The sequence below is a fragment of the Sphingomonas sp. GW821-FHT10F11 genome, from assembly GCF_058809095.1.
On record NZ_JBXASH010000001.1, the window covers coordinates 1,062,747 to 1,088,407 of the forward strand.

25 protein-coding genes and 1 pseudogene are annotated in these 25,661 nt (G+C 66.8%); 9 read left to right on the forward strand and 17 right to left on the reverse strand.

The genetic code is table 11. The annotated features are described in order from the left end of the window. Positions 1-253: 253 nt before the first annotated feature. Both AC1RT8_RS05240 and AC1RT8_RS05245 read right to left on the reverse strand, forming a co-directional pair. Positions 254-1,558: an amidohydrolase family protein gene (locus tag AC1RT8_RS05240; protein WP_493074522.1), complete on the reverse strand. Its 1,305-nt coding sequence runs from the start codon at positions 1,556-1,558 to the stop codon at positions 254-256. Positions 1,559-1,589: 31 nt separating this feature from the next. Next, positions 1,590-2,903 (reverse strand): MFS transporter, encoded by a 1,314-nt coding sequence (locus AC1RT8_RS05245; protein ID WP_493074523.1) that lies wholly within the window; start codon positions 2,901-2,903, stop codon positions 1,590-1,592. 168 nt (positions 2,904-3,071) lie between these two features. On the opposite strand from AC1RT8_RS05245, the gene AC1RT8_RS05250 reads away from it, so the two are divergent. Both AC1RT8_RS05250 and lexA read left to right on the forward strand, forming a co-directional pair. Further along, a complete protein-coding gene (locus AC1RT8_RS05250; RefSeq protein WP_493074524.1) occupies positions 3,072-4,247 on the forward strand; it encodes a molybdopterin molybdotransferase MoeA in 1,176 nt (391 codons plus the stop codon). A gap of 56 nt (positions 4,248-4,303) precedes the next feature. Beyond that, a complete protein-coding gene (gene lexA / locus AC1RT8_RS05255) occupies positions 4,304-4,981 on the forward strand; it encodes a transcriptional repressor LexA (protein WP_372851496.1) in 678 nt (225 codons plus the stop codon). Here the strand turns inward: lexA and AC1RT8_RS05260 are convergent. Beyond that, positions 4,926-7,163 (reverse strand): annotated as a pseudogene (locus AC1RT8_RS05260) (ComEC/Rec2 family competence protein); the annotation flags it as partial. The gene lexA and the pseudogene AC1RT8_RS05260 sit on opposite strands and share 56 nt — an antisense overlap. Positions 7,164-7,191: 28 nt before the next feature. On the opposite strand from AC1RT8_RS05260, the gene gltX reads away from it, so the two are divergent. The 3 genes from gltX to AC1RT8_RS05275 are packed head-to-tail and all read left to right on the forward strand — an operon-like array spanning position 7,192 to position 10,129. Further along, complete coding sequence (gltX, locus tag AC1RT8_RS05265) at positions 7,192-8,637, forward strand: glutamate--tRNA ligase (protein WP_493074525.1); 1,446 nt, start codon at positions 7,192-7,194, stop codon at positions 8,635-8,637. Between the two features lie 23 nt (positions 8,638-8,660). Next, a complete protein-coding gene (locus AC1RT8_RS05270) occupies positions 8,661-9,944 on the forward strand; it encodes a citrate synthase (protein ID WP_493074526.1) in 1,284 nt (427 codons plus the stop codon). Next, positions 9,944-10,129: a hypothetical protein gene (locus AC1RT8_RS05275; protein ID WP_493074527.1), complete on the forward strand. Its 186-nt coding sequence runs from the start codon at positions 9,944-9,946 to the stop codon at positions 10,127-10,129. The genes AC1RT8_RS05270 and AC1RT8_RS05275 overlap by 1 nt, the downstream gene beginning before the upstream one ends. A gap of 457 nt (positions 10,130-10,586) precedes the next feature. On the opposite strand, the gene AC1RT8_RS05280 is transcribed toward AC1RT8_RS05275, so the two are convergent. Genes AC1RT8_RS05280 through AC1RT8_RS05295 form a run of 4 tightly spaced genes read right to left on the reverse strand, consistent with a single transcriptional unit; the run spans position 10,587 to position 14,623 of the window. After that, on the reverse strand, positions 10,587-11,963 hold the full coding sequence (locus tag AC1RT8_RS05280) for a PAS domain-containing sensor histidine kinase (protein WP_493074528.1): 1,377 nt from the start codon (positions 11,961-11,963) through the stop codon (positions 10,587-10,589). Beyond that, the gene (locus tag AC1RT8_RS05285) at positions 11,960-13,072 is read right to left on the reverse strand and encodes a DUF2336 domain-containing protein (protein ID WP_493074529.1); all 1,113 of its coding nucleotides are present in this window, start codon (positions 13,070-13,072) and stop codon (positions 11,960-11,962) included. The genes AC1RT8_RS05280 and AC1RT8_RS05285 overlap by 4 nt, the downstream gene beginning before the upstream one ends. Before the next feature lie 35 nt (positions 13,073-13,107). Beyond that, positions 13,108-14,271, reverse strand: a complete 1,164-nt coding sequence (locus AC1RT8_RS05290; protein ID WP_493074530.1) for a hypothetical protein — start codon at positions 14,269-14,271, stop codon at positions 13,108-13,110. 58 nt (positions 14,272-14,329) lie between these two features. Continuing rightward, entirely contained in the window at positions 14,330-14,623 is a 294-nt protein-coding gene (locus AC1RT8_RS05295; RefSeq protein WP_372851511.1) for an Hpt domain-containing protein, read from the reverse strand. A gap of 82 nt (positions 14,624-14,705) precedes the next feature. Between AC1RT8_RS05295 and AC1RT8_RS05300 the strand changes: the two genes are divergently transcribed. After that, complete coding sequence (locus tag AC1RT8_RS05300; protein WP_493074531.1) at positions 14,706-17,009, forward strand: coiled-coil domain-containing protein; 2,304 nt, start codon at positions 14,706-14,708, stop codon at positions 17,007-17,009. 4 nt (positions 17,010-17,013) lie between these two features. Here AC1RT8_RS05300 and AC1RT8_RS05305 read toward each other — a convergent pair whose 3' ends face one another. The 5 genes from AC1RT8_RS05305 to panB form a co-directional block, all read right to left on the reverse strand. After that, the gene (locus AC1RT8_RS05305; protein ID WP_493074532.1) at positions 17,014-17,424 is read right to left on the reverse strand and encodes an Hpt domain-containing protein; all 411 of its coding nucleotides are present in this window, start codon (positions 17,422-17,424) and stop codon (positions 17,014-17,016) included. 155 nt (positions 17,425-17,579) lie between these two features. Continuing rightward, entirely contained in the window at positions 17,580-18,953 is a 1,374-nt protein-coding gene (gene der, locus AC1RT8_RS05310) for a ribosome biogenesis GTPase Der (protein ID WP_493074533.1), read from the reverse strand. A 73-nt stretch (positions 18,954-19,026) separates the two neighbouring features. Continuing rightward, the gene (locus tag AC1RT8_RS05315; RefSeq protein ID WP_493074534.1) at positions 19,027-20,352 is read right to left on the reverse strand and encodes an outer membrane protein assembly factor BamB family protein; all 1,326 of its coding nucleotides are present in this window, start codon (positions 20,350-20,352) and stop codon (positions 19,027-19,029) included. Continuing rightward, the gene (locus AC1RT8_RS05320) at positions 20,349-21,050 is read right to left on the reverse strand and encodes a tetratricopeptide repeat protein (RefSeq protein ID WP_493074535.1); all 702 of its coding nucleotides are present in this window, start codon (positions 21,048-21,050) and stop codon (positions 20,349-20,351) included. The genes AC1RT8_RS05315 and AC1RT8_RS05320 overlap by 4 nt, the downstream gene beginning before the upstream one ends. A gap of 69 nt (positions 21,051-21,119) precedes the next feature. Beyond that, entirely contained in the window at positions 21,120-21,980 is an 861-nt protein-coding gene (panB, locus tag AC1RT8_RS05325; protein ID WP_493074536.1) for a 3-methyl-2-oxobutanoate hydroxymethyltransferase, read from the reverse strand. Between the two features lie 137 nt (positions 21,981-22,117). On the opposite strand from panB, the gene AC1RT8_RS05330 reads away from it, so the two are divergent. From AC1RT8_RS05330 to AC1RT8_RS05340, 3 genes are read left to right on the forward strand one after another with little or no spacing between them, the layout of a single operon-like run. After that, entirely contained in the window at positions 22,118-22,582 is a 465-nt protein-coding gene (locus tag AC1RT8_RS05330; RefSeq protein WP_493074537.1) for a hypothetical protein, read from the forward strand. Between the two features lies 1 nt (position 22,583). Beyond that, entirely contained in the window at positions 22,584-23,057 is a 474-nt protein-coding gene (locus tag AC1RT8_RS05335) for a hypothetical protein (protein ID WP_493074538.1), read from the forward strand. Continuing rightward, a complete protein-coding gene (locus AC1RT8_RS05340) occupies positions 23,050-23,262 on the forward strand; it encodes a helix-turn-helix transcriptional regulator (protein WP_372851530.1) in 213 nt (70 codons plus the stop codon). The genes AC1RT8_RS05335 and AC1RT8_RS05340 overlap by 8 nt, the downstream gene beginning before the upstream one ends. Before the next feature lie 25 nt (positions 23,263-23,287). Here AC1RT8_RS05340 and AC1RT8_RS05345 read toward each other — a convergent pair whose 3' ends face one another. The 5 genes from AC1RT8_RS05345 to AC1RT8_RS05365 form a co-directional block, all read right to left on the reverse strand. Beyond that, positions 23,288-23,728, reverse strand: coding sequence for a hypothetical protein (locus AC1RT8_RS05345; protein WP_493074539.1), 441 nt, complete (start codon positions 23,726-23,728; stop codon positions 23,288-23,290). Between the two features lie 116 nt (positions 23,729-23,844). Then, complete coding sequence (locus tag AC1RT8_RS05350; RefSeq protein ID WP_493074540.1) at positions 23,845-24,126, reverse strand: DUF427 domain-containing protein; 282 nt, start codon at positions 24,124-24,126, stop codon at positions 23,845-23,847. Positions 24,127-24,142: 16 nt separating this feature from the next. Further along, on the reverse strand, positions 24,143-24,493 hold the full coding sequence (locus tag AC1RT8_RS05355; protein WP_493074541.1) for an ArsC family reductase: 351 nt from the start codon (positions 24,491-24,493) through the stop codon (positions 24,143-24,145). Between the two features lie 2 nt (positions 24,494-24,495). After that, positions 24,496-24,924 carry a GNAT family acetyltransferase gene (locus tag AC1RT8_RS05360; protein WP_493074542.1) on the reverse strand — a complete coding sequence of 143 codons (429 nt, stop codon included), beginning with the start codon at positions 24,922-24,924 and terminating at the stop codon, positions 24,496-24,498. A gap of 284 nt (positions 24,925-25,208) precedes the next feature. After that, entirely contained in the window at positions 25,209-25,625 is a 417-nt protein-coding gene (locus AC1RT8_RS05365) for a GFA family protein (RefSeq protein WP_493074543.1), read from the reverse strand. Positions 25,626-25,661: the final 36 nt, after the last annotated feature.

The window sequence follows — 25,661 nt, forward strand, 5'->3', positions numbered from 1 at the left end:
AAATCCGGCGCTCTTTCTCATTGTGACCGTAAATGTTGGCCGCTCGGCTCGCGCGTTACAGCGGAAAACCTCGTCTGTTTTCGTGTTTTTTCGACAGAATGCGCCGATTTTTTCCGCTGTTATCCGTAACAGGGAAAACGCGGCCTAACATGCTGGAAACAGATCGAAAAATCGAGCCGAAAATCCAACATAACAGCGGAAGAAAAAATAAAGCCGCTGAAACAGCGATAAATCCGAGTCGTTGTTGGAATCCTCAATCCAGCTTGCGGCCGGCGATCCACACCTGCTCCAGGCTGTGTGTGTTGCGGATATCGGCCAGCGGATTGGCACCAAGCACCAGCAGGTCGGCCTGCCGACCGGGCCTGAGCGTGCCGACCATGTCGTCGATCCGCATCACCTTGGCCGCACCGCCGGTCGCGGCGACGATCACCTTCATCGGCGTCAGGCCCGCCTCGACCATCATCTGCATTTCGAGATGCTCGAAATAGCCCTGCCAGCGGCCGGTGGGCGCGCCCGTATCGGTGCCCATCGCGATCTGCACGCCGGCGTCGGACAGCAGCTTGAGGTTGCGCTTGGCCTGCTCCAGCGCCGGCTTGATCGCCTGCGCACTGGCGCTCGCCTTCACCTTCGCCTGCGCTTCCGGATCGAGCAGGGCGGCGAGCGGCGCGCGATAGGCCGCTTCCCGGGTGAAGAAGGGATCGGTCGTGAAATCGGGGGTGGATTCATAGACGAACACGGAAAGGTCGCGCGTCAGCGTCGGGATATAACCCACGCCGTTCGCCTTGATCGCGGCGATCAGTGCCGGGTCGGCATCGCGGTCGCGGATGCTGTGGGCGAGGATGTCGGCGCCCGCATCGACCACGCCCTTCGTCTCGTCGGCGGTGAACATATGGACGGCGATGCGCAGCTTCTCGAGATGCGCCTGGTCGATCATCGCACCATAAACGGCCGGGGTGCGGATCGGCGCGTCCGGCGGCCCTTCCAGCCGGATCTTGATGATGTCCACGCCGCGCGCGGCATTGGCCGCCACAGTGGCGCGACCTTCTTCGGGGGTCTTGGCGTTGAGCACCGGGCCTGAGACGTAGAGCCGCGCCATGCCGGGCCCGAACGGCGCGGTGCGCAGTTCGTCGCGCAGCTTCACCGTCTCCACCCCGTCATCGCCCAGGCTGTAGACGGTGGTGACGCCGTAGCGGGCATAAAGCGCGAGCTGGTCGACCAGCTGGGTACGTGCCGGGACCGCCGATTTGGCGTCGAAGAACAGATGACCGTGCGCGTTGACGATGCCGGGCATGATCGTCTTGCCGGTCACCTCGATGCGCGTCGCGCCGGCCGGAATCGCGGTGCGCCCCTTCGCGCCGACCGCGGCGATCTTGCCGTCGGTCACCACCACGACGCCATCGATGATCGGCGCCCTGCCAGTGCCGTCGATCACCCGCGCGCCGGTGAAGGCGATCGTCTCCCCCTGGACGGGCGCGATCGCCAACAGCGACAATGCCCAGAGACCAAGCCAGCTCAGCAACCGCATGCTCTTGCCCTTTTCCAGCGAAAGCCGGAGCATAGCATCGCGACCGCGCTTGGATAGCGCGGGTTCAGTCGTCTCCACCGCCGAGCCGGCGCTTGCGTTCCAGGATGCGCACCGCGCCGAAGATCACGAAGAGCACGACGGGGATCAGCGCCACCACCTGGAAGGAGCGCGTCGCGGCATAGGCCAGCACGTCGTTCAGCACCGGCCCCGGCTGAAGCGCGGCAAAGGCGGCCTCGCCCCCCGCCCGTTCCAGCTTGGCCTTGTCGTAGATCGCGCCGAGCTTCGGCAGCACCAGCTGGATCGCCATCGCGCCGGCAAAGCCGACCAGCCCGATCGTCCAGGGCCCGCCGCGCGGATAGCGATGCGACACCGCCGCCAGCATGGTCGGCCACATGAAGGCAACGCCCACCGCCCACACCGTCGCCGCGACCAGGGCCGTCACCGGCGACGAGGCCACGCTCAGCAGATACAGGCCCAACGCCGCCGGCACCGTGCACAGCCACAACAGCCCCATGTCGGAAACGCGGTGCGACAGGACGCCGGCGAAATGCCGCATCACGAACATGATCGCCGAGACATAGACGAGCAGCAATATGCCCTTCATGCCCACCGTATGGGTCAGCGCGACATCGACCCAGGATCCCGGCGCCAGCTCGGCCGACGCCGTCAGGAACATGATCGCGAAGAAGATCCAGAAGGTCGGCCGCTTGAACGGCACCGCGATCATCTCGCCGAAACCGACACCCAGCGCCGCGCTTTCGGTCTTCGGGAATTTCTGGGTGAGCGTCCACAGGCCGAAGGCGATGCCCGGCATCATGATCAGCGCGATGTCCCAGCGCCAGTCGAGCCCGATCTGCCCCACGCCGATGCTCGCCAGCCCGCCGACCACGATACCGGCCGGCCACCAGGCGTGCAGCACGTTGAGCCGGTGGGTCTTGTCAGCCGGATAGAGCGCCGCGGTCATCGGGTTGATCGAGGCCTCGGTGCAGCCCCAGCCTACCCCGGTCAGCGCCATGCCGAGGGTGACGAGCGTCCCGATGCCTGCCCCGCTGCCCATGCTCGGCGCCAGCACCATCAGCAACGATCCGCCGACAAAGCTGCACGCCGCCAGCAGCAGCACGCGCTTCGCCCCGATCACGTCGAGGAACGGGCTCAGCACCAGCAGCGAAAAGGCGAAGCCGCTGAACGCGGCGCCGAGCGCACCGCCGATCATCCTGCCCGAATTGGCCGGGTCGATCGGATCGAACACTGCCTGGCGGATCGCATCCGACGCGGCCGTGCGCATCGAAAAGGCGACCGCTGCGGTGAACAGCGCCAGCACGCAAATCCAGAACAGGGCAGTACGATTATAGGCGTCAGGCGCCGGTGCTTCCGTCATACATCTTCCCCCGTGACATGGCCCGTGGCCATGCGAAGCACCCTGCCGACTTGGTTGCGGCCGATCTGCTACCGAAGCGATTGCTATAACACTCGTTTCGAAGATGGTAGCGGTAACTGACGTGCCTGCCGTCTCGACCCCCGGCGCCCCGCCGGATAGGGAGGCCGGATGATCTCCGTCACCGAAGCCCAGGCCCGCCTGTTCGCGCTCGCCCCTCCGATCGAAGCGGAGACGGTGCCGTTGCGCGACGCCGCAGGCCGCTGGGCCGCCCGGGACGTGGTCGCGGCGCGGACCCAGCCCGCCAGCGACCTCTCGGCGATGGACGGCTATGCCATCAGCTTCGCCGACCTGCCCGGCCCCTTCGCCCTGGTCGGCGAGAGCGCCGCCGGCCGGCCCTTTACCGGCAGCATCGGTGCGATGGAGACGGCGCGTATCTTCACCGGCGCCGCCATGCCCGCCGGCGCCGATACCGTGCTTGTCCAGGAAGAGGCACGGCAGGAGGGCGGCCTGATCCTGCTCGCCGGCGAAGGACCCGCCGTCAGGGGCAGGAACGTCCGTCGCAAGGGCCTGGACTTCTCCAGCGGCGACTTGCTCATCCCCCAAGGCACGCGGCTCACCCCGGCGCGGATCGCCGTGGCGGCGACTGGCGGGCATGGCGCCCTCCCCGTCACCCGCCGTCTGCGCGTCGCCATCGTCGCGACCGGCGACGAGCTGGTCGCACCCGGCGCCGCGCTGACCGAAGCGACGCTGCCCGAATCCAACGGCGCGATGCTTGCCGCCCTGCTCGCCGACCTGCCGGTCAAGGTGATCGATCTCGGCATCCTGCCCGACCGGCTCGAGACCATCACCACGGCCTTCGCTTCGGTCGATGCCGACATCCTCGTCACCACCGGCGGCGCCTCGGTCGGCGATCACGACCTGGTCCGCCCCGCGCTCGAGGCAGCCGGCGGCAGCATCGACTTCTGGCGGATCGCACTCCGCCCGGGCAAGCCGATGATGGCGGGCCGGCTGGGCGCCGCGGTGGTGCTCGGCCTGCCGGGCAACCCGGTCTCGGCCTTCGTTACTGCCTTCCTCTTCCTCCGCCCGCTGATCGCAACCATGGCCGGGGCGCTCGATCCGCTGCCTCGCGCTGCCACCGCGATCCTCGGCGAAGACCTGCCGGCGAACGATCACCGCCAGGACTATCTCCGCGCCACGACCCGTAACGGCCATGTCTTCGCGGCACACACGCAGGACAGCTCGATGCTCCTGACCCTCGCGCGCGCCGACTGCCTGATCGTCCGAGCGCCCCACGCCCCGGCGCTCGGCGCGGGAGAAGTGGTGGAAATCCTTCCATTCGCTTGACACGGCGGCGGAACATTGCATAAACGTTCCCAGTCTGTTCCGACGGAGGAATTGGGATGCTTACCCGCAAGCAGCACGAGCTGATCTGCTTCATTAACGACCGGCTCGAGGCGAGCGGCGTTTCGCCCTCGTTCGAGGAAATGAAGGAGGCGCTCGACCTCAAGTCCAAATCGGGTGTGCACCGCCTGATCAGCGCGCTGGAGGAACGCAAGTTCATCCGCCGCCTGCCCAACCGCGCCCGCGCGCTCGAGGTGCTGCGCATGCCGGAGCGGCCCGAGGCAGTGCGCAAGGGCGCTGCTGCGGTCGCCGCACCGACCGGCAATGTGAAGAAAATCCCCGAGCCCGCGAACGACGTGATCGAGATCCCGCTGCACGGCCGAATCGCGGCCGGTGTGCCGATCGAGGCGTTCGAGGGGCAGTCGATGCTCGCGGTGCCCGCCGCGCTACTCGGCGGCGGCGAGCATTATGCGCTCGAAGTCTCGGGTGACTCGATGGTCGATGCCGGTATTCTCGACGGCGACTATGCGCTGATCCGGCGCGCCGACACCGCGCGCGACGGGGAGATCGTCGTGGCGCTGATCGAGGAGAGCGAGGCGACGCTCAAATATTTCCGCCGGGAGGGCGCGATGATCCGCCTCGATCCGGCGAACCGCGCGTACGATCCCCAGCGTTATTCTCCCGATCAGGTGCGCGTGCAGGGTAAGCTCGCCGGCCTGCTCCGCCGCTACGTCTGACCGCTACCGGCGCCGCCACCCGCCAGGGGTGGCGGTCGCCCGGCTGGAGCACGGTGACGACATGGCCGGTGCGCAACGTCACCGCGACCCCGCCGGTCCTGGCCAGCATGTCGCGGTCGAGCTTTAGCCAGCGCGGGCGGCATCCGCCCGGTAGCCAGCGCTCGCTGACGACGATATCGGCGGTGGCGCAGGCTGCGATCAGTTCGTCCGCAGGCACGAGATAGGCGCTCCGCGTCGCGAGGATCCGCCAGGTCCGCTCGCCCGTTCTCTGCTCGACCAGGCAAAGATCGCGGCTGCACCGGGCCTCTGGCTGGTCGGACAGGAACAAGGGTTCGCCGTCCACCCCGCTATTCTCCGCGAGCATGTCCGATGTGTAATCGCCGACCCGTTCGCGCAACAGCGCCAGCCCACCGCGTGCCGTGCGGATCGCGACATGCCGCCCGTCGCCGGTGACGAGCAGATCGGGCGTCGGCGTCGACAGTGCCCAGGCCGCCCCCATCGCAAACGGTACCGCGCCGAGCCGTCGCCAGCGCGTCCGCCACAAGGCGACCCATAGCCCACCGAACGCCATCAGCCCAAACGCACCGCCCGGCATCGCCGGCAGTGCCGCGACCGATCCGGGGATGCTCGCGGTGGCATGCGCGATCCACAACAACAGATCGAGCGACCGCGCCGTCAGCCACCACAAGGGCGCACCGATCCCGGCCAGGTCGAACAACAGCGCCAGCGCCTCGAGCGGCATCACGATGAACGTGGTCAGTGGGATCGCCACGATATTGGCGACCGCGCCATAGATGCCCGCCTTGTGGAAGTGGAACAAAGCGATCGGGATCAGCGACAGTTCGACGACTACGCCGGTCAGCAGCAGCGACAGCAGAGTCCGCCCCAGCTTCTGCCACCATCGCTGTTCGCGCGGCGCAAACCACGCCTTCACCTGCGGATGTTCGTGCAGCGCGACGATCGCCGCAACCGCCGCGAAAGAGAGCTGGAAGCTCGGCCCGGCCAGCGCTTCGGGGAAGAGCAACAGCACGATGAAGGCGCCGGCTGCCACCAGCCGCAGGGTGATCGCCTCCCGCCCCATCGCCATCGCGATCAGCACCAGCAAGGCCGCGACGCAAGACCGGATCGTCGGCACCTCGGCGCCGGTCAGCCAGGTATAGCCGATCGCCGCCACCGCACCCGCTCCTGCAGCGATGAGCGGCAAGCGGAAGCGCAGCGCCAGCCAGGGGCTGAGCGCAAGCAGCCGCAACACCAGCAGCATCACCGCGCCGACCACCGCGGTGATGTGCAGTCCGCTGACCGACAGGAGATGCGCGAGCCCCGATCGCCGCATCGCCTCGGCATCCTCTTCGGAGATGCCGCCCTGATCTCCGGTGGCGAGCGCCGCCGCGATCGCTCCGCCACCGCCCGGCGCGCTCGCCTGGATGTGTTTCGACAGCCGTTCGCGCAGGCCAGCGCCACTCGACACGCCCGGGCTGACGATGGTGACCGGCCCGAATCCGCGTCCGGTGGCGCCGATCCCGTCGAACCACGCCACGCGGGCATAGTCGTACGCCCCGGGTACCGCCGGCTGAGGCGGCGGCATCAGCCGGGCGCCGAGCCGGATCGTCGCGCCCCGCGACAGCCCCGCCGGCACATCCGCCTCGGCCAGGTTGACGCGGACATGTTGCGGCAGGGTCGGCAGCGGCCGCGTATCCCTGCGTCCCGGACGCGCAGGCACCGCTACCACTCGAACCGGCGCCAGCCGCAGCCGTACCAGATCGCGCGACGGCAGCGGTTCGACCCGCTCCACGCGCGCTTCAAAGGTTGCGATCACGGGCCTGGCCAGCACCTGCCCGTCCGAACTCTCCGCCCGCCACCAGATCAACGCCAGTCCCGCTGCGGCGAGCAGTGAGCCCACCGCCACCACGCGCCCGGCCCGCCCACCGCGGGCAATGGCGATCGCAAACAACGCCACCCCGGCCAGCGCAGACAGGACCGTCCACCACCAGCCAGGATCGGGCAGCACGAACCACGCGGCGATGCCCGCCCCAAACGACACCGGCACCCACAGGAAAAGCTGATCGCGCTCCGCCTCGAGCCACAGCTCGATCGCGGCCTTCGCCTTGCGCAACCGGTCGCCCGCCACGATTTGAAGCCACGGGGGTCGCGTGCTAGGGGCCTCGGCGGCTGTACTGGCCATCGATTTTCAAGTCTGGGAGCAAGCGCGTTTGGGCGCAAGGTCTGATACCGCGGCGGCCGATACCGGCACGCCCGACACGTCCGCAGTGGTGACGCGCTTCGCGCCGTCGCCTACCGGTTATCTGCATATTGGCGGCGCCCGCACGGCGCTGTTCAACTGGCTGTTCGCGCGCCATCACGGCGGCAAGTTCCTGCTGCGCATCGAGGATACCGATCGCGCCCGCTCGACCCAGCCGGCGATCGACGCGATCCTCAGCTCGATGACCTGGCTCGGCCTCGATTGGGACGGCGACACCGTTTACCAGTTCGAGCGCGCGAAGCGTCACGCCGAAGTCGCCTATCAGATGGTCGAGCAGGGCAATGCCTATCGATGCTACGCCACGCCCGACGAGCTGACCGCGCTGCGCGAGAGCCAGAAGGCCGCCGGCAAGCCGATGCGATACGACGGCCGCTGGCGCGATCGCTCGCCCGCAGAGGCGCCCGAGGGTGCGCCCTTCGTCGTCCGGCTGAAGGCGCCGAAGGAGGGCGCGACGACCATCGTCGACCGGGTCCAGGGTTCGGTCACCGTGCAGAATGAGGAGATCGACGATCTCGTCCTGCTGCGGTCGGACGGCACGCCGACCTATATGCTCGCGGTCGTGGTCGACGATCACGACATGGGCGTGACTCACGTCATCCGCGGCGACGACCATCTCAACAACGCGTTCCGCCAGCTGCCGATCATCAAGGCGATGGGCTGGCCCGAACCGGTCTACGCGCATATCCCGATGATCCATGGCAGCGATGGCGGGAAACTGTCGAAGCGCCACGGCGCGGTCGGCGTTGAATATTACCGCGATGAGCTCGGTATCCTGCCCGAGGCGCTGAGCAATTATCTGCTCCGCCTCGGTTGGGGTCACGGCGATGACGAGATCATCAGCCGCGAGCAGGCGACCGAGTGGTTCGATCTGGCCGATGTCGGGAAATCACCAAGCAGGTTCGATCTGAAGAAACTGGAGAACCTGAACGGTCATTATATCCGCAGCGCAAACAATGCGCGGCTGGCCGAGCTGGTGATCCCGCGACTCGGTTTCGAAATCACCGAATCGCAGGCTGAATTGCTTCAGCGCAGCATGGAGTCGTTGAAGCCCCGCGCAGCCAATCTCAACGAGCTTACGTCCGGGACGGCCTTTCTCTTTCGCACTCGCCCACTGGAAATGGACGGCGATGCAGCATCGCTCGTCTCCGGCGATGCACCTGCGCTGCTGGCGCGCCTGCATGCCGCTCTTGACGCGGTTGCCAACTGGGATGCAGAGGCTCTCGAAGACGCGGTCCGCCGGGTCGCGGACGATGCGGGGGTGAAGCTTGGTCAGGTCGCGCAGCCGTTGCGGGCGGCGCTGACCGGGCGCAAGACATCACCCGGGATCTTCGATGTGCTCGAGCTGCTCGGGCGCGACGAGAGCCTGGGACGCATCGCCGACCGGATGGCTGCCTGACGGGTTCGAGAAAGGACGTATCGATGAGCAACACCGCGAAGCTGGACGTGGCAGGAACTGCGCACGACTATGCGGTTATGTCTGGCAGCACCGGGCCCGACGTCATCGATATCCGGCGGCTTTATGCCGATACCGGCATGTTCACTTACGATCCCGGCTTCACCTCGACGGCAAGCTGCGACTCGGCGATCACCTATATCGATGGTGACGAAGGCGTGCTGCTCCACCGCGGCTATCCGATCGGCCAGCTCGCCGAACAGTCGAGCTTCATGGAAGTGTCCTATCTCCTGCTGAACGGCGAGCTGCCGAACGCGAAGGAGCTGGAAGGTTTCAGCTACACGATCTCGCGCCACACCATGCTGCACGAGCAGCTCGCGACCTTCTATCGCGGCTTCCGGCGCGATGCGCATCCGATGGCGGTGATGTGCGGCGTGGTCGGTGCGCTTTCCGCCTTCTATCATGATTCGGCCGACATCACCGATCCGCACCAGCGCATGATCGCCAGCCACCGGCTGATCGCGAAGATGCCGACGATCGCGGCGATGGCCTATAAATATTCGGTCGGTCAGCCCTTCCTCTACCCCGACAACAGCCTGTCCTACACCGGCAACTTCCTGCGCATGACCTTCGGCGTTCCGGCCGAACCCTATGTGGTGAACCCGGTGGTGGAAAAGGCGCTCGACCGCATCTTCATCCTGCATGCCGACCATGAGCAGAACGCGTCGACCTCGACCGTCCGCCTCGCGGGCTCGTCTGGCGCGAACCCGTTCGCCTGCATCGCGGCCGGCATCGCCTGTCTGTGGGGCCCGGCGCATGGCGGCGCCAACGAAGCGGCGCTCAACATGCTGCGCGAGATCGGCACGGTCGACCGCATCCCGCATTATATCGAGCGCGCCAAGGACAAGAACGATCCGTTCCGCCTGATGGGCTTCGGCCACCGCGTCTACAAGAACTACGATCCGCGCGCGACGGTGATGCAGCAGACCGTACGCGAAGTGCTCGGCGCTCTGGGCGTCAACGATCCCGTGTTCGACGTGGCGCTCCACCTTGAGGAAATGGCGCTCAACGATCCGTACTTCATCGAAAAGAAGCTGTTCCCGAACGTCGATTTCTATTCGGGCGTGATCCTGTCGGCGATCGGTTTCCCGACGACGATGTTCACCGCCTTGTTCGCCCTTGCCCGCACCGTCGGCTGGGTCGCGCAGTGGAACGAGATGATCTCCGATCCCGCGCAGAAGATCGGCCGGCCGCGCCAGCTCTATACCGGGCCGACCCAGCGCGATTACGTGCCGGTCGCGAGCCGGTGATGCGCGCGGCGGTCACCATCCTCGGCATTCTGGTGCTGCTGATGGGGCTGCTGTGGATCGGCCAGGGCACCGGCTATATCCAATGGCCGCAGTCCAGCTTCATGATCGACCAGCGCATCTGGGCGCTATGGGGCGCGTTGCTGGCGGTCGTTGGTATCGTGCTGATCCGGATCGGGCGGCGGTAAGTAGGACCGGTTACCCCCGTTGTTCGCCGCGATCGCGAATAGCTCAAATCGTCACCCCGGACTTGTTCCGGGGTCCACCGTGCCGCAAATCAAGGTGCCGATGGATGCGCGGCACAGTGGATGCCGGAACAAGTCCGGCATGACGGCTAAACTAAATGATGCTCCGCCGCGTTGGACGTCGATTCAACTGAAATAACGTTTGACGCAGGATAGCGCTGGACGCCCCCTCGGGTGCCGCCCCTCGCTCTTTCTCACGGTCGATCAATGAATTCCCTGTTCCGGCGGGAATTTTCCCTGCTATCCCGGCGAAATTCCCTGTTATTCAATAATAGGGAATCCGTTCTTAAGTGTCTGCAAAAGCATAGAGATTCGACGTCAAAATCGCGCGTTCCGGCCGAAAATGAAAGTACTTCCCTGTTATTTCCCTGTTCCTGCGCCAGGAATTTCGTCGCAGCGATCAGTCCCGATAAGGCAGCGTAAACACGAACCGGGCACCCTGCCCCGGCGCACTGTCCACGGTCACGTCGCCACCCATCGCCCGCGCCAGTTTCCGCGCAATGTAGAGCCCGAGCCCGCTGCCGCCCGGCTCGCGCGGATCGACGCGTTCGAACTTCTCGAAGATGCGCGCCTGGTCCTCGATCGCGATGCCCTTGCCCTGGTCCGCCACGATCACCGCTGCGATGCCGTTCTCGCGCTCGGTGCGGATCCACACCATGCCCTCGCGCGGCGAATAGCGCACCGCATTGCCGATCAGGTTGACCAGCACCTGCAGCGCACGGCGGAACTCGCCCGTCGCGGGCAGCATATCCTGCGGCGCCGGCTTGTCGATGCGCACCTGCGCCTCGGACGCCCGCACGCCGAGCAGGCCGGCCGCGCGGCGCGCGACATCGGCCATATCGACCGGTTCCTGCGCGACGACGAAATCGGGGCGCTCGATCGCCTGGAGATCGACGAGGTCGTCGACCAGGCCCATCAGGTGCCGGCCGGCACTCGCAATGTCGGCGGCGTAATCGGCATAGTCCTGACGCAACGGCCCTTCCGACTGGGCGTTGATGCTGTCGGCATTAGCGATGATCCGGCCGAGCGGGTTGCGGAGCGCCTGGTCGAGCCGCGCCGCAAAGGCATCGGTCAGGTCCTCAGGCGCAGCCTCGGTTCGTGGCGCAACGACCGGCGCGTCCTCGATCATGCGCGCCGCGCCGATGAAACCGGCAAAGGCGCCACCCGCATCGGTGCGCGGCGTCGCGGACAGCCGCACGGTGCGGCCGGTTGCGCGGATCGTCGCATTCTGACCATCGAATTGCTGGTGCATCGCCAGGCCGCCCAGGATGGGGAAGGATCCCTCCTGATCCTCGCCGAGCGCGAACAACCGGGTCAGCGGCTGGCCGAGCATCGACGCCGTATCGAACCCGTGCTTCGCGCCGGCGCTGATCGACAGGAAGGTGATGCGTAGCGCCGAATCCGTCTCCCACGACCAGTCGCCCGCGCTGCGCAGGAAATCGCCCTCGCGCTCGCCCTGCGTCGCTTCGGGATACCAGGCGGCGCGGCTGCGCCAGCCGGTGATCATCAGGCGGACGCCGGCCGCCTCGGGTTCGGCCCGGACCCATAGTTCGACATCGTCGTCGCCATCAGCCGCGACCACGCCGCGCGACACCAGGATGCCGAGGCGCTGCGCGAGCCGCGCCAGATTGGCGATCTGCGGGATAGCGATCGGCTGGCCGATTCCGCCGCCCGCGCGGATGTTGAGGTCCATCAGCCGCTGATCGGCCTCGACCATCCGGCCGGCACGATCGACCAGCCCGCGCACCGGCGGAAGCATGGGTTCGTTCACGTTCATGCCTGAGCCCCCCGCGCCAGCGCGAGCAGGGCGCCGCGATAATCGGGATGAAGCAGCAACGGCGCAAGCGCGGCGCGAGCGCTCGTCGATGGTGTGGCGGCGATGCCGTCGAGCCCCTCGGCAAAGCTGTCGAGGTCGCGGCGGGGATCGGCTTCGCTCAACGCCAGCCCGATCCGCGCGATCGATTCACGATCGAGTTCGAGCGCGCGCAGCACCAGCCACAGGCGGTCGGCACCGGGATCGAGCACGATTTCGCGCGCATCGGTATATTCCAGGCCGAGCGCGTGACCGATCAACGCGACGAACAGCGACAGGCGACGATCCGCCAGGGCCTCGACCAAAAGCGGCGCGAGTTCGTCGGCGTGCGCATCGAGGGCGGCCGCGAGGCGCATCGCCACGGCCTCCAGCCGATCGCCTTCGTCATGCGAGGAAATGCTCCGCATCGCGGCATCGATCAGCGCACGGTCGAGATGGGCAAGGCCGTCACCCGCCGCCTCACCGAAATGCTCGCGGAGCGCAGCCGCCGTCCACCAGGTCAGGCGGTGATGCAGCTCGGCGGGAAGATCGGTCCGCGTCGCCATGGCTTCGGCATCGCCGTGGCGGCGGCTTTCCGCCGCGAGCAGCGCCATCGCCGCGGTAGCGACCACGCCGTCGGGATTCTGGATCAGCCGGGCAAGCAGGCTGGCGCGATCGGGATCCTCCGGCGCCGTGACCGGCAAGGCGCCCGCAAGCACTTCCTGACGCGCACGGCCGACCAGCTCACACATCAGCTCGGCATCCCGCAACAGGCCGGACGAGAGCAGCCGGCCAAGGACCAGCGGCTCGCTATTGGCCAAGGCCTCGGATAGGGCCGGCGCCTCGCGCGCGGCGAGCAGGCGCGCGGCATGCTGGCCCACCGCGCTTTCGACGGCGGAGACGAGACCGGCAAGCGTTCCGCCAAGGGCCGAGCGCGATCGTTCGTCGAGCCGCGATTCGGCGGGGAGGAAGAAATCGTCGATAGCGACCGCCAATCTTTCATCGGCGCACAGATCCGCTGCCGCCGCGCGAGCGAGCAGCCGGCCGACCCCCCATTGGGTGCCATCATCCATGTCGCCAACATCGCTCGACATGCGCCTCTGCTACGGGATTTGTCGTTAAGACCAGCCTAAGGCTTTTCGCGAAACGCCTCAATGGCGGTGCCAAGTGTCGAAAAAGCATAGAGTCCCGCGGCGACCAGCGCGGCGAGCGGCTGCCCGATGGCGACCAGCGGCAGCATCAGCATCGGATAGGCGGCCGGGCTGGCCCACTGGCGACGGCGGATTCGCGCATTGCCGGCCCGCTCGACCAGCCCGCCTGCGACGATGACCGTCCCCGCCGCGACCAGGCCGGCGGCCGAATCGCGGCCAAGCAGCAGGGTGGACAAGGCCGGCACCGCCAGCATGGCGCCTTGCTGGATGCGCAATTCGATCGTCTCGTCGCGCAGCGCCGACGCCGTCGATCCGACCGAGAATCCCGCCATTGCCAGGATCGTCAGCACGAGGCCGGTAACCGGCCAGGCAAGATACAGCGCGGCGAACCCGGCCAGCGCGAAGCTGAAGCCAAGCGCCGTGACGGCAATGCTGGGAATGCCGCGCCCGACCAGGTGCGGCAAGGCGAGGCGCGCCAGCGGCGCCAGCACATAGCGGTCGGCCCAGGGCGTCGGCACCGGCGCGAGCGCCGACAGGATCGCCCTGCCCCGCTCCGCAAGCTGGCGCGAATCGCGTTCGATGCCGTGCGCGCCCCGCGCCGCGCCCGCAGGCAGCCGGACATGAGCCGGTGCGGCCTGGGCCGCCACACGCAGCAAGGTCGACTGGAAATCATAATCCTTCGGCATGGCCGCCACCTCGGCGATCCGCTTCGGATCGAGCAGGGCCAGCCCGGCCCAGGCGGTCAGGGCACCGACCCGCTCGAACGGGCTGCCGCTGCCTTGATCGTCGGTGACGAGCAGCGCGTCGCCATTCTCCGCCGCGAGAGACGAGACGACCTCACCGGTCGTCATCACGCCGTCGGCCACGACAAGCACGCGCGACAGGGGATGCAATTTCTCCATCGCCTCGGCCGCGGTGCGGACGGCGTCGACGGCGACGCCGCGCCGTCCGATCCGGTTGATGGCGCCGAGCAGCTCCGGCGTCAGCCGGGCGATGACGAGGATGATCTGCGATGCGCCCGCCGCGACGAGCAACCGCGCCTGGAACTCGATGAGCGTCAACCCGCCGAACGGCAGGGTCGCGGCAAGCGTCCCGGGCCGGTCATCGGCATCCTCGGTCGCAAAAATCAGCCCGGCCAACATGCTGGGCTGTTAGGCGGAACGACCGCCAATGGCAAAGGTATCGGAAGGGTGCGCCCGTTTAAAGGCGCTCGGCTGCCCGGCGCAGGCGGCGAAGCAGGTTGACGTCCTGCGGTACCGCATCGGCTGCCTCGGACGCGATCGCCATCAGGCGGATCGCCCCGAAGCTCGCGGCAAGCCCCTTGAGACGTGCGGCAGCGCTGCGCCATTCGTCGCCCCCACGGGCACGCTCAAGATTGTCGAGGCCACGGCGGACGCCATCGAGAAAGGCTTCGCGCAGCTCAGCAATCAGCTGGGGTTCGTCGCCCACCGCCGCCGCCAGAGTCGCATCGATTGCACCAGGATCATAAGCCATGCCTGTATTTCTACAGGGAAGCGCTTAAGACAAGGTTTCGCTATTCACTTCCCGCAGGCGGAAATCATGGTAAACAGCTGATATGAACGGGGGTTCGCGCATCATCGATCTTCGGCCAGGGACCGGACCCGCCGTGCCCGCCGAAGATGTGCCGTCACCGCGCCCTGAAGCGGTCGAGCCGCTGGAGCTGCGCCAGGCCATCCATGACTATGACGACGAGCCGGAGCCACAGCCCGGTCGCTGGATCGTCCCGACGCTGGGCATCCTCGTCTCGCTCGGCTGGATCGCCGGCATGCTGTGGCTCGCCTGGCCCAGCCTGCAACGCGCGCTGCCGATCGAGCTGACCGGCTTCATCGCCGCCTTGTGCGTGCCCCCGGCGCTGATCGGCATCCTGATGCTGCTCGCGCTGCGTACCAGCACCGCCGAGGCGCAGCGCTTCGGTCGCACCGCCCGCGCCATGCGCGCCGAGGCGGCGAGCCTGGAACGCACGGTCGCAACGCTGTCGGAAGCGATCGAAGCGAATCGCGCGAGGCTTGCCGAACAGACCACCAGCCTGATGGCGATGGGCGACGGCGCCGTCGCAAAGCTCGCCGGTGTCGGGAACGGCATTGCCGAGCAGGTCGATCTGGCCGACGCGCAGGCGCACAAGCTCGCCACCGCCGCCGCCGCCGCTGAAAACAGCCTCGGCGTGCTGCTCGCCACGCTGCCCAGGGCGCATGGCGAGACCGAGGGGCTGGCAAAACTCCTTGAACAGACCGGCATTTCCGCAGGCCAGCACGCCAGCGCGCTGGACGCGCAACTGGTCGCGCTCGCCGAACGCGGCCGCGAAGCCGACGCCGTCGCCGGCGGCGCCGCGCAAAAGCTCGCCGCCCATATCACCCGCATGGAATCGACCAGTGAGACGGCCGGTAACCGCCTCGAGGCGGTTACCGGCGAAATGTCGGCCGCGGTTGACGGATTGCTCGGCCGCACCGCCGGCGCGGTCGATGAAGCACGCAAGGGCATTGCCGCTCAGGGCGAAGCAATGCTGGCGATGCTCGGCACCAACCAGGCGGCGCTCGACCGGGTCAGCCGCGACAGCGCCGAGGCGCTCGCAGCCCGCATCGGCGCGATCGAGGAGATCATCGACCGGATCGCTGCCCGGCTCGGCGAACAACGCGTCTCCAGCGAGATGGTGATCGGCGAACTCGATACGGGTCTCACTCGCGTTTCCCGCCAGCTCGACGCGCTTCACGCGCAGGGCGTCGATCGCACCCAGACCCTCGCAGCCTCGATCAGCGCGCTCGGCGGCTCGGCCGATGCGATGACCGAAGCGCTGAAGACCGGCGATGCGATCGCGACCACTGCGATCGACACCACCGACCGGCTGCTGACCGCGCTCGATGCCGCGGCGCGCGAGATCGACGAAACCTTGCCCGATTCCCTGGCCCGGCTCGATGCACGGATTTCCGACAGCCGGCGCGTGGTGGGCGAGGCGAAGCCGGAACTGCTGGCGCTCGTCACCGCCGCCGAAAGCACGCATGACGCGATCGAGGCCATCGCCCATGTCATCGCCGGCCAGCGCGATACGCTCGACAAGCTGTCGAGCAAGCTGATCGAGACGCTCAACAGCGGCCGCACCAAGGCGGATGCGCTCGGCGACATGGTCGAGGAGACGATCGGCCGGACTCACCGTTTCGCCGAGGAAGCAGCGCCACGCCTGGTCGAAGCGCTGCTACGGGTCCGCGACACCGCCAGCGCCGCGGCCGACCGCGCCCGCGAGACGCTCGCCACGGTGATCCCGGAAGCGGCACTGGCACTGGAGAATGCCAGCGCCGAGGCGATGCGGCGCGCATCCTCGGTGGCGCTGGATCAGCAGATCGCGGCGATCACTGAAGCCGGCGACGCCGCGGCCGAGGCAGCCCAGCGCACCTCCGAACGGTTGACTCGCCAGATGCTGGCGATCGCCGATTCGACCGCGACGGTGGAAAGCCGGATCGAGGAAGCCCGTACCGAGCGCGAGAATGCGGACAAGGATACCTTCGCCCGCCGTGTCTCCTTGCTGATCGAATCGCTCAACTCGGCCTCGATCGACATCACCAAATCCTTCTCGACCGACGTGTCGGACAGCGCCTGGTCGGCCTATCTCAAGGGCGATCGCGGCGTCTTCACGCGGCGCGCGGTACGACTGCTCGATACCGGCGAGGCGCGCGAGATTGCGCGGCTCTATGACGAGGACATGGCGTTCCGCGAGCAGGTCAACCGCTACATCCATGATTTCGAAGCGATGCTGCGCGCGATTCTGGCGCAACGCGACGGATCGCCGCTGGGCGTGACCTTGCTGTCGTCGGATATGGGCAAGCTCTATGTCGCCCTTGCCCAGGCGATCGAGCGGCTGAGGAACTAGGCGGTCAAAGCACCCGCCGGCCGAAGGCGGCGGGCCGGCGCTCGACCAGAGGGTTCGATTCGCGCTCGAGCATTTCCAGGGTCTTGTCGAACAGCGGCCGAAGTTCGACCACCGACTGAAGCGCTTCGTCGGGCGTGTCGCGATTCTCGACGCAATCGCGGGCGATGGTCTCGATCTTCTCGGCGAGAACGCCAAGCGGTTCGGCGCCGAACTGGCGAGCCTCTCCCTTGAGCGTGTGCGCCGGAAGGACCATGGCGGCGGCATTCAGCGCACGCATCGCCGTCTCGATCGCCGCGACCGACTTCACGCCGTCTTCCCGGAAATATCCCAGGATGCGCACGAAGCCCGCGCCAAGCTCGCTACGAGCCTGCGAGAACACCGTCCAGTCGACCAGACCAGGATCTCCGAGTGACACCGCTATCTCCCACTTCGGGGCCACCAAGACCGCGAAGATATACCCTGCTCTTAGGCAAACGGGGTAAAGGATGAGTTGACACAGTAGCGCGTAATCGACCGGAAGAGCTGGTAAATCAGTGTTTAATCAAGTCGGTGCGGCCGTCGCCGCCGCTTTTACCGGTCGAACGGGTTCTTGGGCGCGCGGAGGGTCAGCCGCACCGGCACCGCGCCGAAACCGAGATCACGGCGGATGCCGTTGATCAGGTACCGCTGATAGCTGGTCGGCAGCTGATCGACGCGGGTGCCGAACAGCACGAAGCCCGGCGGGCGGGTCTTGGCCTGAGTGAGGTAGCGCAGCTTGATGCGCTTGCCGCCGGGCGCGGGCGGCGGATTGGCTTCGATCGCCTTTTCGAACCAGCGGTTGAGCTCGCCCGTGCCGATGCGGCGCGACCAGGCCTCGCGCGTCTCGAACGCCACCTTGAGCAAAGTGTCGATGCCCTTGCCCGTCGCCGCCGACACGGTGAGCACCGGAATGCCCTTCACCTGCGACAGCCCTTCTTCCAGCGCCCCGCGGATGCCGTTGAACAGGCTGCTGGCATTCTCGGCCACATCCCATTTGTTGATCGCGACGACAAGCGCGCGGCCCTCCTGCAACGCCGCGTCGGCGATGCGCAGGTCCTGCGCCTCAAGCCCGCGCGTCGCGTCCAGCAGCAGCACGACCACCTCGGCGAAGTCGATCGCGTGGAGCGCATCGGCGACCGACAGTTTCTCCAGCTTGTCCTGCACATTGGCGCGCTTGCGCATGCCCGCGGTGTCGATCAGCCGGACGGCCCGAGCTTCCCCCTCGGGATCATGCCAGGTCCAGTCGATCGCGATCGAATCGCGCGTGATCCCTGCCTCGGGGCCAGTGATCAGCCGCTCCTCACCGAGCATGCGATTGATCAGAGTCGATTTGCCTGCATTGGGGCGGCCGATGATGGCGAGCTTGAGCGGGGCGTCGAGGCTCTCCTCATCCACCTCCTCGACCACCGCTTCCGCATCTTCGTCGGGCTCGACATGCGGCAGCAGCGCCTCGAACAGCTCGACCATGCCCTCGCCATGCTCGGCCGAGAGCGCGACCGGATCGCCAAAGCCGAGCGACAGCGATTCGAGGATGCCGCTCTCGCCGGCGCGGCCTTCGGCCTTGTTGGCGACGAGGATGACGGGCGTCTTCGAACCGCGCAGCCAGCGCGCGATCTCTTCGTCGAGCGGGACGAGGCCGACACGGGCATCGATCAGGAACAGCGCGACATCGGCCTGGGCGACCGCCGCCTCGGTCTGCGCGCGCATGCGGCCGGGCAGCGAGGCCGCGTCCTGGTCCTCGTAACCGGCGGTATCGATGACGCGGAATTCCATGCCGACCAGGGTCGCGTCGCCCTCCCGCCGGTCGCGGGTGACGCCCGGCCGATCGTCGACCAGCGCGAGTTTCTTGCCGACGAGGCGGTTGAACAGAGTCGATTTGCCGACGTTGGGCCGGCCGATGATCGCGACCACGGGAAGATTGGGCATGGCGCGCCTTAGCCTGCCGCGCCGCATTCGTCACCCCGGAGTCGCACCGGGGTCACGAAGCGGTTGCCGCCGATCAGCGATAGGCCGAGATTCGGCCCTTCTGATCGAGCACATACAGCGTGGAATTGGCCACCACCGGCGGCAGGTTGTACGACTTGCCGGCCTCGATCACCGCGCCGGGCTCACCCGTGTCGGGCGAGGCGGAGACGATCTCGCCCTGCGAGTTGGTCAGGATCAGGCGGTTGCCCGCCAGCACCGGACCGTACCAGGTGATCGGGTTCTTCTTTTTCTTTTCGCTGCGATAATGGCGGAGCTGCTGGATCCAGCGCACCTTGCCCGTCGCGCGGGCGAGGCAGACGAGCCGGGCGTCGTCGGTGACGAGGAACAGCCACTCGCCCGCGACCCAGGGGGTCGAGATGCCGGCGAAATTCTGTTCCCAGATCCGCTGGCCCGAGACGATCTCCAGTGCGACCATGCGCCCGCCCTGGCCGACGGCGAAGACGAGGCCGCGATCGATGACTGGCGAGGCATCGATATCGGCGAGCGACGACACCGAGGTGGAAATGGTGGAGCGGGACAGCGCGTCCTGCCACAGGCTGCGGCCATTCTCGTAGCGATAGGCGTTGAGTTCGCCCGAGGAGAAGCCGGAGACGACAGTGCCCTGGCCTACCGCGGGCGCCGCGACGCCGAACACGCCCTGAGTCTCGAGCGAGCCGGACTGAGTCCAGACGATCGCGCCGGTCGCCTTGGCGAGCGCGAAGAGCTGGTTGTCCTGGCTGAGCACATAGATGTTGTCGTTGTCGATCGTCGGCGAACCACGTAGCGGGCCGCCCGGCTTGACGCGCCAGACCTCGGCACCAGTCGTCGCGTCGAGCGCGGCGACATCGCCGAGACCGTCCGTCGCATAGACCTTGCCGTCATCGAAGCTCACACCGCCGCCAAACCGCGCGCTGCGGGTCTTTTTTTCATCCTTGGAGATATTGGTCGTCCAGGCGCGCGCGCCGGTATCGGCAGCGAAGGCATGGACATTGGCGTCCACATCCATCGCGTAGAGCCGGCCGCCGGCGACGACCGGCGGCGCGGCGAGCCGCTGACGATTGGAGCCGCCATCGATCGAGACGCTCCAGGCGCGCGAGAGCGTGGCGCCCAATGCGAGCTGGCCCATCGACTTGGAGGCATTACCGCCGGGCTGCGCCCAATTGTCATTGGCCTCGGGCGGCGGCAGCAGCACCTGCACGTCGGCGAGGGTCTTGTCCGAAGTCACTTCGGATTCGGCCATGAGGATCGGCACGCGATCGCCCAGTACAGGCGTCTTCTTGCCGCCGCCCTTGAAGATGCCGCAGCCGCTGAGCGCGAGGAGCGCGGCGCCAGCCAGCACCGCCCGGTTCTTGTACATCATTGCGCTTTCTTTTCCTCAACCGGGCCGACCGCGTCGATGCCCATGGTGCCCGCGATCTGAACCGCGCGTTGACGGATCGTGTCAGGCACCGTCTCGTCCCGGGCGATCTGCCCGAAGAGCGGTGCCGCGAGATCGGGCTTGTTCATTTGGAGATAGGCCGCACCGACGAGTTCGCCCGCGCTGCCGAACCAGGGATTGCCCTTCACCGCGAGCGGCCGCAGCCGGCTGACGACGACATCGGGCTTCAAACTATCGAATTCCGCCGAGGTCTGACGGATCAGCGCCAGGTCACGCAGCGGCTGGCCGACCGACGTATCGCCGACGATCGCGCCGAACTTGGCGGCAGCGCCCTTCAGGTCTTCCTTCTGCAGCAACAGGTCGGCCTGGGTGAACAGGGCCAGCGCGCGGTACCCGGCGACGCTCGACCCGGCGAGTTCGGCCAGGCCCTTCTCCGCGCTGCCGATCTTCCGCACCGACAGATCGTCATAGACGGTCTGCAGCTTCTCGCCCTGCTCGCCCGCGACCTCGGCGCTGTGATGCTCCCAATAGAGGAAGCCGCCGAACGCGGCGAGGCCGGCGATGATCGCGACGATCAGCCAGCGGCCATAACGCGTCCACATGCTGGCGAGCTGATCGCGGCGAAGCTCCTCATCGACCTCACGCAGGAATGCTTCATCGGTATTCGGCGTAACGGCCAAGTGGTGCTCCATCGGGCGAAGGCTGGAAAGGCGCGGACCTTAGCGATGGCCGCGGACAAACGGAAGGGATCAATCCTTGGGGGCGTAGGTCTGCTCCGGACCCGGAAAATGGCGGGATCTGACGTCAGCCGCATAGGTTTCAACCGCGGCGGAAATGCGGCCGGCCATATCGTCGAACTTCTTCACGAAGCGCGCGGTGCGCTCGAACAGGCCGAGCATATCCTCAGCCACCAGCACCTGCCCGTCGCACGCGGCCGACGCGCCGATGCCGATGGTGGGGCACGCGACCTTCCCGGTGATCTCGATGGCGATCGGCTCGACCACGCCTTCGATCACGATCGAGAAGGCGCCGGCATCGGCAATGGCGACCGCATCGGCGACGATCTTCGCCGCTTCCTCGGGCGTACGGCCGCGCGCACCATAGCCGCCGAGGATGTTCACCGCCTGGGGCGTGAGGCCGACATGGCCCATCACGGGAACGCCGCGTTCGACCAGGAAGCGGACTGTCGGCGCCATCGCCTCGCCCCCTTCCATCTTCACGGCCGCAGCGCCGGTCTGCTTGAGCAGCCAGGCGGCGTTCTCGAACGCCTTCTCCGGCGAGGCCTCGTAGCTGCCGAACGGCATGTCGATGACCACGACCGAGTGATAGCTGCCCCGCACCACCGCGGCGCCATGCGCTGCCATCATCTCGAGCGTGACCGGCACCGTCGACGGCAGGCCGTAGACGACCTGGCCGAGGCTGTCGCCGACCAGCAGGAGATCGCAGTGCGGATCGAGCAACTGCGCCGTGCGGACCGTATAGGCCGTCAGCATCACCAGCGGCGTGCCGCCCTTGGCCCTGCGCAAGGCCGGGATGGTGAGCCGCTTCATCGGCGCCGGCGTGGGATTCGCGCGGCTGGTCGAGGTGTCGATGGTGAAGGTCGTGGACATGGCCCCGCTGTTAGCGCCGCCACGGGTGGGACGCCAGCCACGGCGAATGCCTGGACCGAGGCGATGTTCTCATCATTTGACTCAATGTCAGATATACTTTACATGGAGTCGCATAAACTTGACATTGGAGGCCGAGAATGGCGTTTCGGGAAAAGATGATGTGGGGGTCGGTCGCAGCGACGATCGTGATCTGGGGCTGGTATTTCCTGGGGTTCGTGCGCGCGCTGGGGGGGCCGAGTTTCAATGTCGGCGCCGAAGTGGGCAATTTCATTGTCGCGGTGGTCGCGCTGACCGTGGTCCAGATCGTGGTGGCGATCGTACTGGCGATCCTGTCGCCGAAAGAAGCGAGCGCGCCGGCCGACGACCGGGACCGGGAGTTTTCGCTGCTGGCCTATCGGCCGGCCTTCGTCACCCTGAGCGCGCTGGTCGCAACGCTGACCGTGGTGGCGCCGCTCACCATGGCGACCGCCCCGGCCTGGCTGAACGGCAAGCCCGTCACGCTGGTGCCGATCGTGATCAGCAATGCGCTGTTGCTGGCGCTGGTCCTCGCCGAACTGGTGCGGGCCGGAACGCTGTTGTTCCTGTATCGCCGGGGGAGTTGAGATGACCCAGTTCGCACCTCAATCCGGCACCGCAGACGCCGGCACGCCCTTTCGCGAAAAGACCGCGTGGATCGCGGTGGCGGCGATGGTGGTGGCCTATGGCCCCTATTTCATCGCGGCGAGCATGGTTGAGCAACGGGGCGAGCCGCACGACACGCTCACCCTGGTCGCGCTGTTCGCCATCGCCACGGCGATACGATTGCTGATTCTCGCTGTCGGGACGATCGTTGTCAGGGCCCGATCTGGCGCCGACGCTCGCCTGCCGGCGGATGAGCGCGACCGGGCGATCGCCGCACGGTCAGCCGCAACCGCATATTATGCGTTGATGGCGGGCATGATCCTGGTCGGGATCATTATGCCGTTCGAAGCGCAGGGCCAGGCGATCACCAACGCCGCGCTGTTTGCGCTCGTGACCGCCGAAATCCTGCGCTACGGCGCCGCCATCTTCGCCTATCGCCGAGGCCGGCATGGCTAACACCCCCATCACGAACCAGATCCGTACCTTGCGCTTCATGGCGGGGGAGATGACCCAGGCCGATCTCGGCGCGCGGATCGGGATGACGCGGCAGACGATCGCCGCGATCGAGGCGGGAAAATATTCCCCCTCGCTCGAGGCGGCGTTTCGCATCGCCCGGGTGTTCGGCAAGCCGCTCGACGATGTGTTCCAGTGGGAGGAGTGACCCTCCTCCCACCGGGCATTGCCCCTCAGGGACGCAGATATTCCCGCTTCTTCGCGAACCCGGCGAACCAGACCGCGAAGACGCCGATCGCGATGATCAGGATCGGGAAGGGCAGCACCGTCCCCGCGCCCTTGACCGCGATGATGTCGGTGGCGGCGAAGAGATAGCCGAACTGGATGACCGCCGCGACGAGCGAGACGATGAAGAGGATCCGTACCGCGCGCGAGCGGGTCAGCAGCCCGATCGCCCCGAGCAGCCCGGCGATCACCGCGAGCGCGAAGAGGTAGTTGTACCAGACGGGCATGCTTGCGTAGAGCTTGAGATCATATTCCGTCGCCGGACCCATCGCCTCGGCACCGTGAATGAACTGCATATAACAGGAATAGCAGCCGAGCGCGCTCCACAGCGCCAGCGCACCGCCAACGACATAGTACCAAACAGGTGGCTGTTCGCCGTCCTCTGTCATGACCTACTCCCCTCCATTGGTGAGAAGGGGATGGTGCGCCCTCCGGGACGAAATGGCAATATTTACAGCTGAATCGGACCTAATCCGGGCATTTTTTGCCGGCAGGCCGGCCGCTCCTATTCGACGTGCACGCCCTTCCAGAAAGCGAAGCGCCCCTTGATCTCCGCCGCGGCCGGCAGGGGATCGGGGTAAAACCAGGCCGCGTCGGGATTGCGCTTTCCGTCCACCACGATCGACTTGTAGCTGGCCTCGCCCTTCCACGGACAGGTCGTGTGCGAAGGGCTGGCCTCGAGCAGATCGGCGTGCACGCTTTCGGGCGGGAAATAGAAATTGCCCTCGACCACCACGATATCGTCCGATTCGGCGATGACGGCGCCGTTCCAGCGTGCGGTCGGCATTGATCTTCTCCGGGAATTATCCAAGCCCTGCCGTATCATAGAGATCGGGCTTGAAGCCGACCAGCAGCTTGCCGCCGGTATCGAGCACCGGCCGCTTGATCATCGACGGGTTGGCCAGCATCAGCGCGATCGCCTTGTCCTCGCCGATATCCGCCTTGTCGGCATCGGGCAGCGCCCGGAAGGTGGTGCCGGCACGGTTGAGCAGCACTTCCCACCCCACCTGCCCCGCCCAGCCGCGCAGGGTCGCCTCGTCGATGCCGGCCTTTTTATAATCGTGGAAGTCATAGGCGACGCCATGCGCATCGAGCCAGGTCCAGGCCTTCTTCATCGTGTCGCAGTTCTTGATGCCGTAGAGCGTGGCGGCCATGTTCAATCCTTCAGGAATTTGCCGAGCGTCACGACCTTTTGCCGTTCGAGCCCGAGCGCTTCGTAGAAACCGAGCGCGGCGTGATTGTCGTCGCGTACCATGAGCTGGACCTTGGGAGCGCCGCGGGCACGGAGCCAGGCCTCCGCCGCGTCCATCAGCGTGCAGCCCAGGCCGTGCCGGCGTTGATCGGGCGCGACCGCGAGATAATAGACCCAGCCGCGATGCCCGTCCAAGCCGACCATGACCGAACCGGCGAGAGTCCCCTGCCCCACGATCAGGATGGTCGAAGCCGGCCCGGCGAGCGCCCGGGCGAAATCGGCCAGCGGGTCATTCCATGGGCGGGTGAGGCCGCAAGCTTCCCAGAGGGCGATGACCGCGGGCGCATCGGCGGGTGTCGCTTGGCGGGGCTTGGGTTCGGGCAGGTCCGGCATGGCCGCGCTCTCGCCCAGTAGCGCGCGCGGCGCAAGGCGTGGCGGCAACCTCTATACAATATGAGAAAGAAGCCGGGCGCAGACGCCCTGCCATGCCGTCGTTCTAACCGGTATGCCGTGGCCGTTGAATCGAAGCGTGTTGTGAATGTCAGTAGGGTAGCTGACATTTTCCTCTTTTCATATATTTCTTTTATATCAATGTTTTAATACTGAAACGGCCTGTCATCGATTGACATTTCCCCAATCCGCTTGCCGGGATGGCCGATCCAGATGCACCTGCATCCTTACATCGGCGGCATTGTGGCGAAGGCCGGCAGCGCCGGATCGAGGTGATCCCAGGCATAGCCACGCACCGTGTAGGTCACCGCCTGGGGGCGGTAGCGGCCCGGATCGTCGAGGCTGGCGGCGTGGATGGTGAACAGGTCGGGCATCGCTGAGAAGGTCAGATGGACCGGCGACCCGCAGGTCGGGCAGAAGCCGCGCGTCTTCACATTGCCGCTGTCGCCGATCATGTCCCAGTGAGTCGCCTCGCCCTTCAGCGTCACATCGGCGCGCCGCGCGAAGGTGAGATAGGAGCCGTGGCCGGTGCCGCTCTTGTGCTGGCAGTCGCGGCACTGGCAGTGATTCTGGAAGATCGGTTCGGCGGCGATCGAGTAGCGGATCGCACCGCAGGCGCATCCGCCGGTATAGGGTTCGCTCATTTTCTCTCTCATTCAGCGGGAGGGGTGGCCCGATCG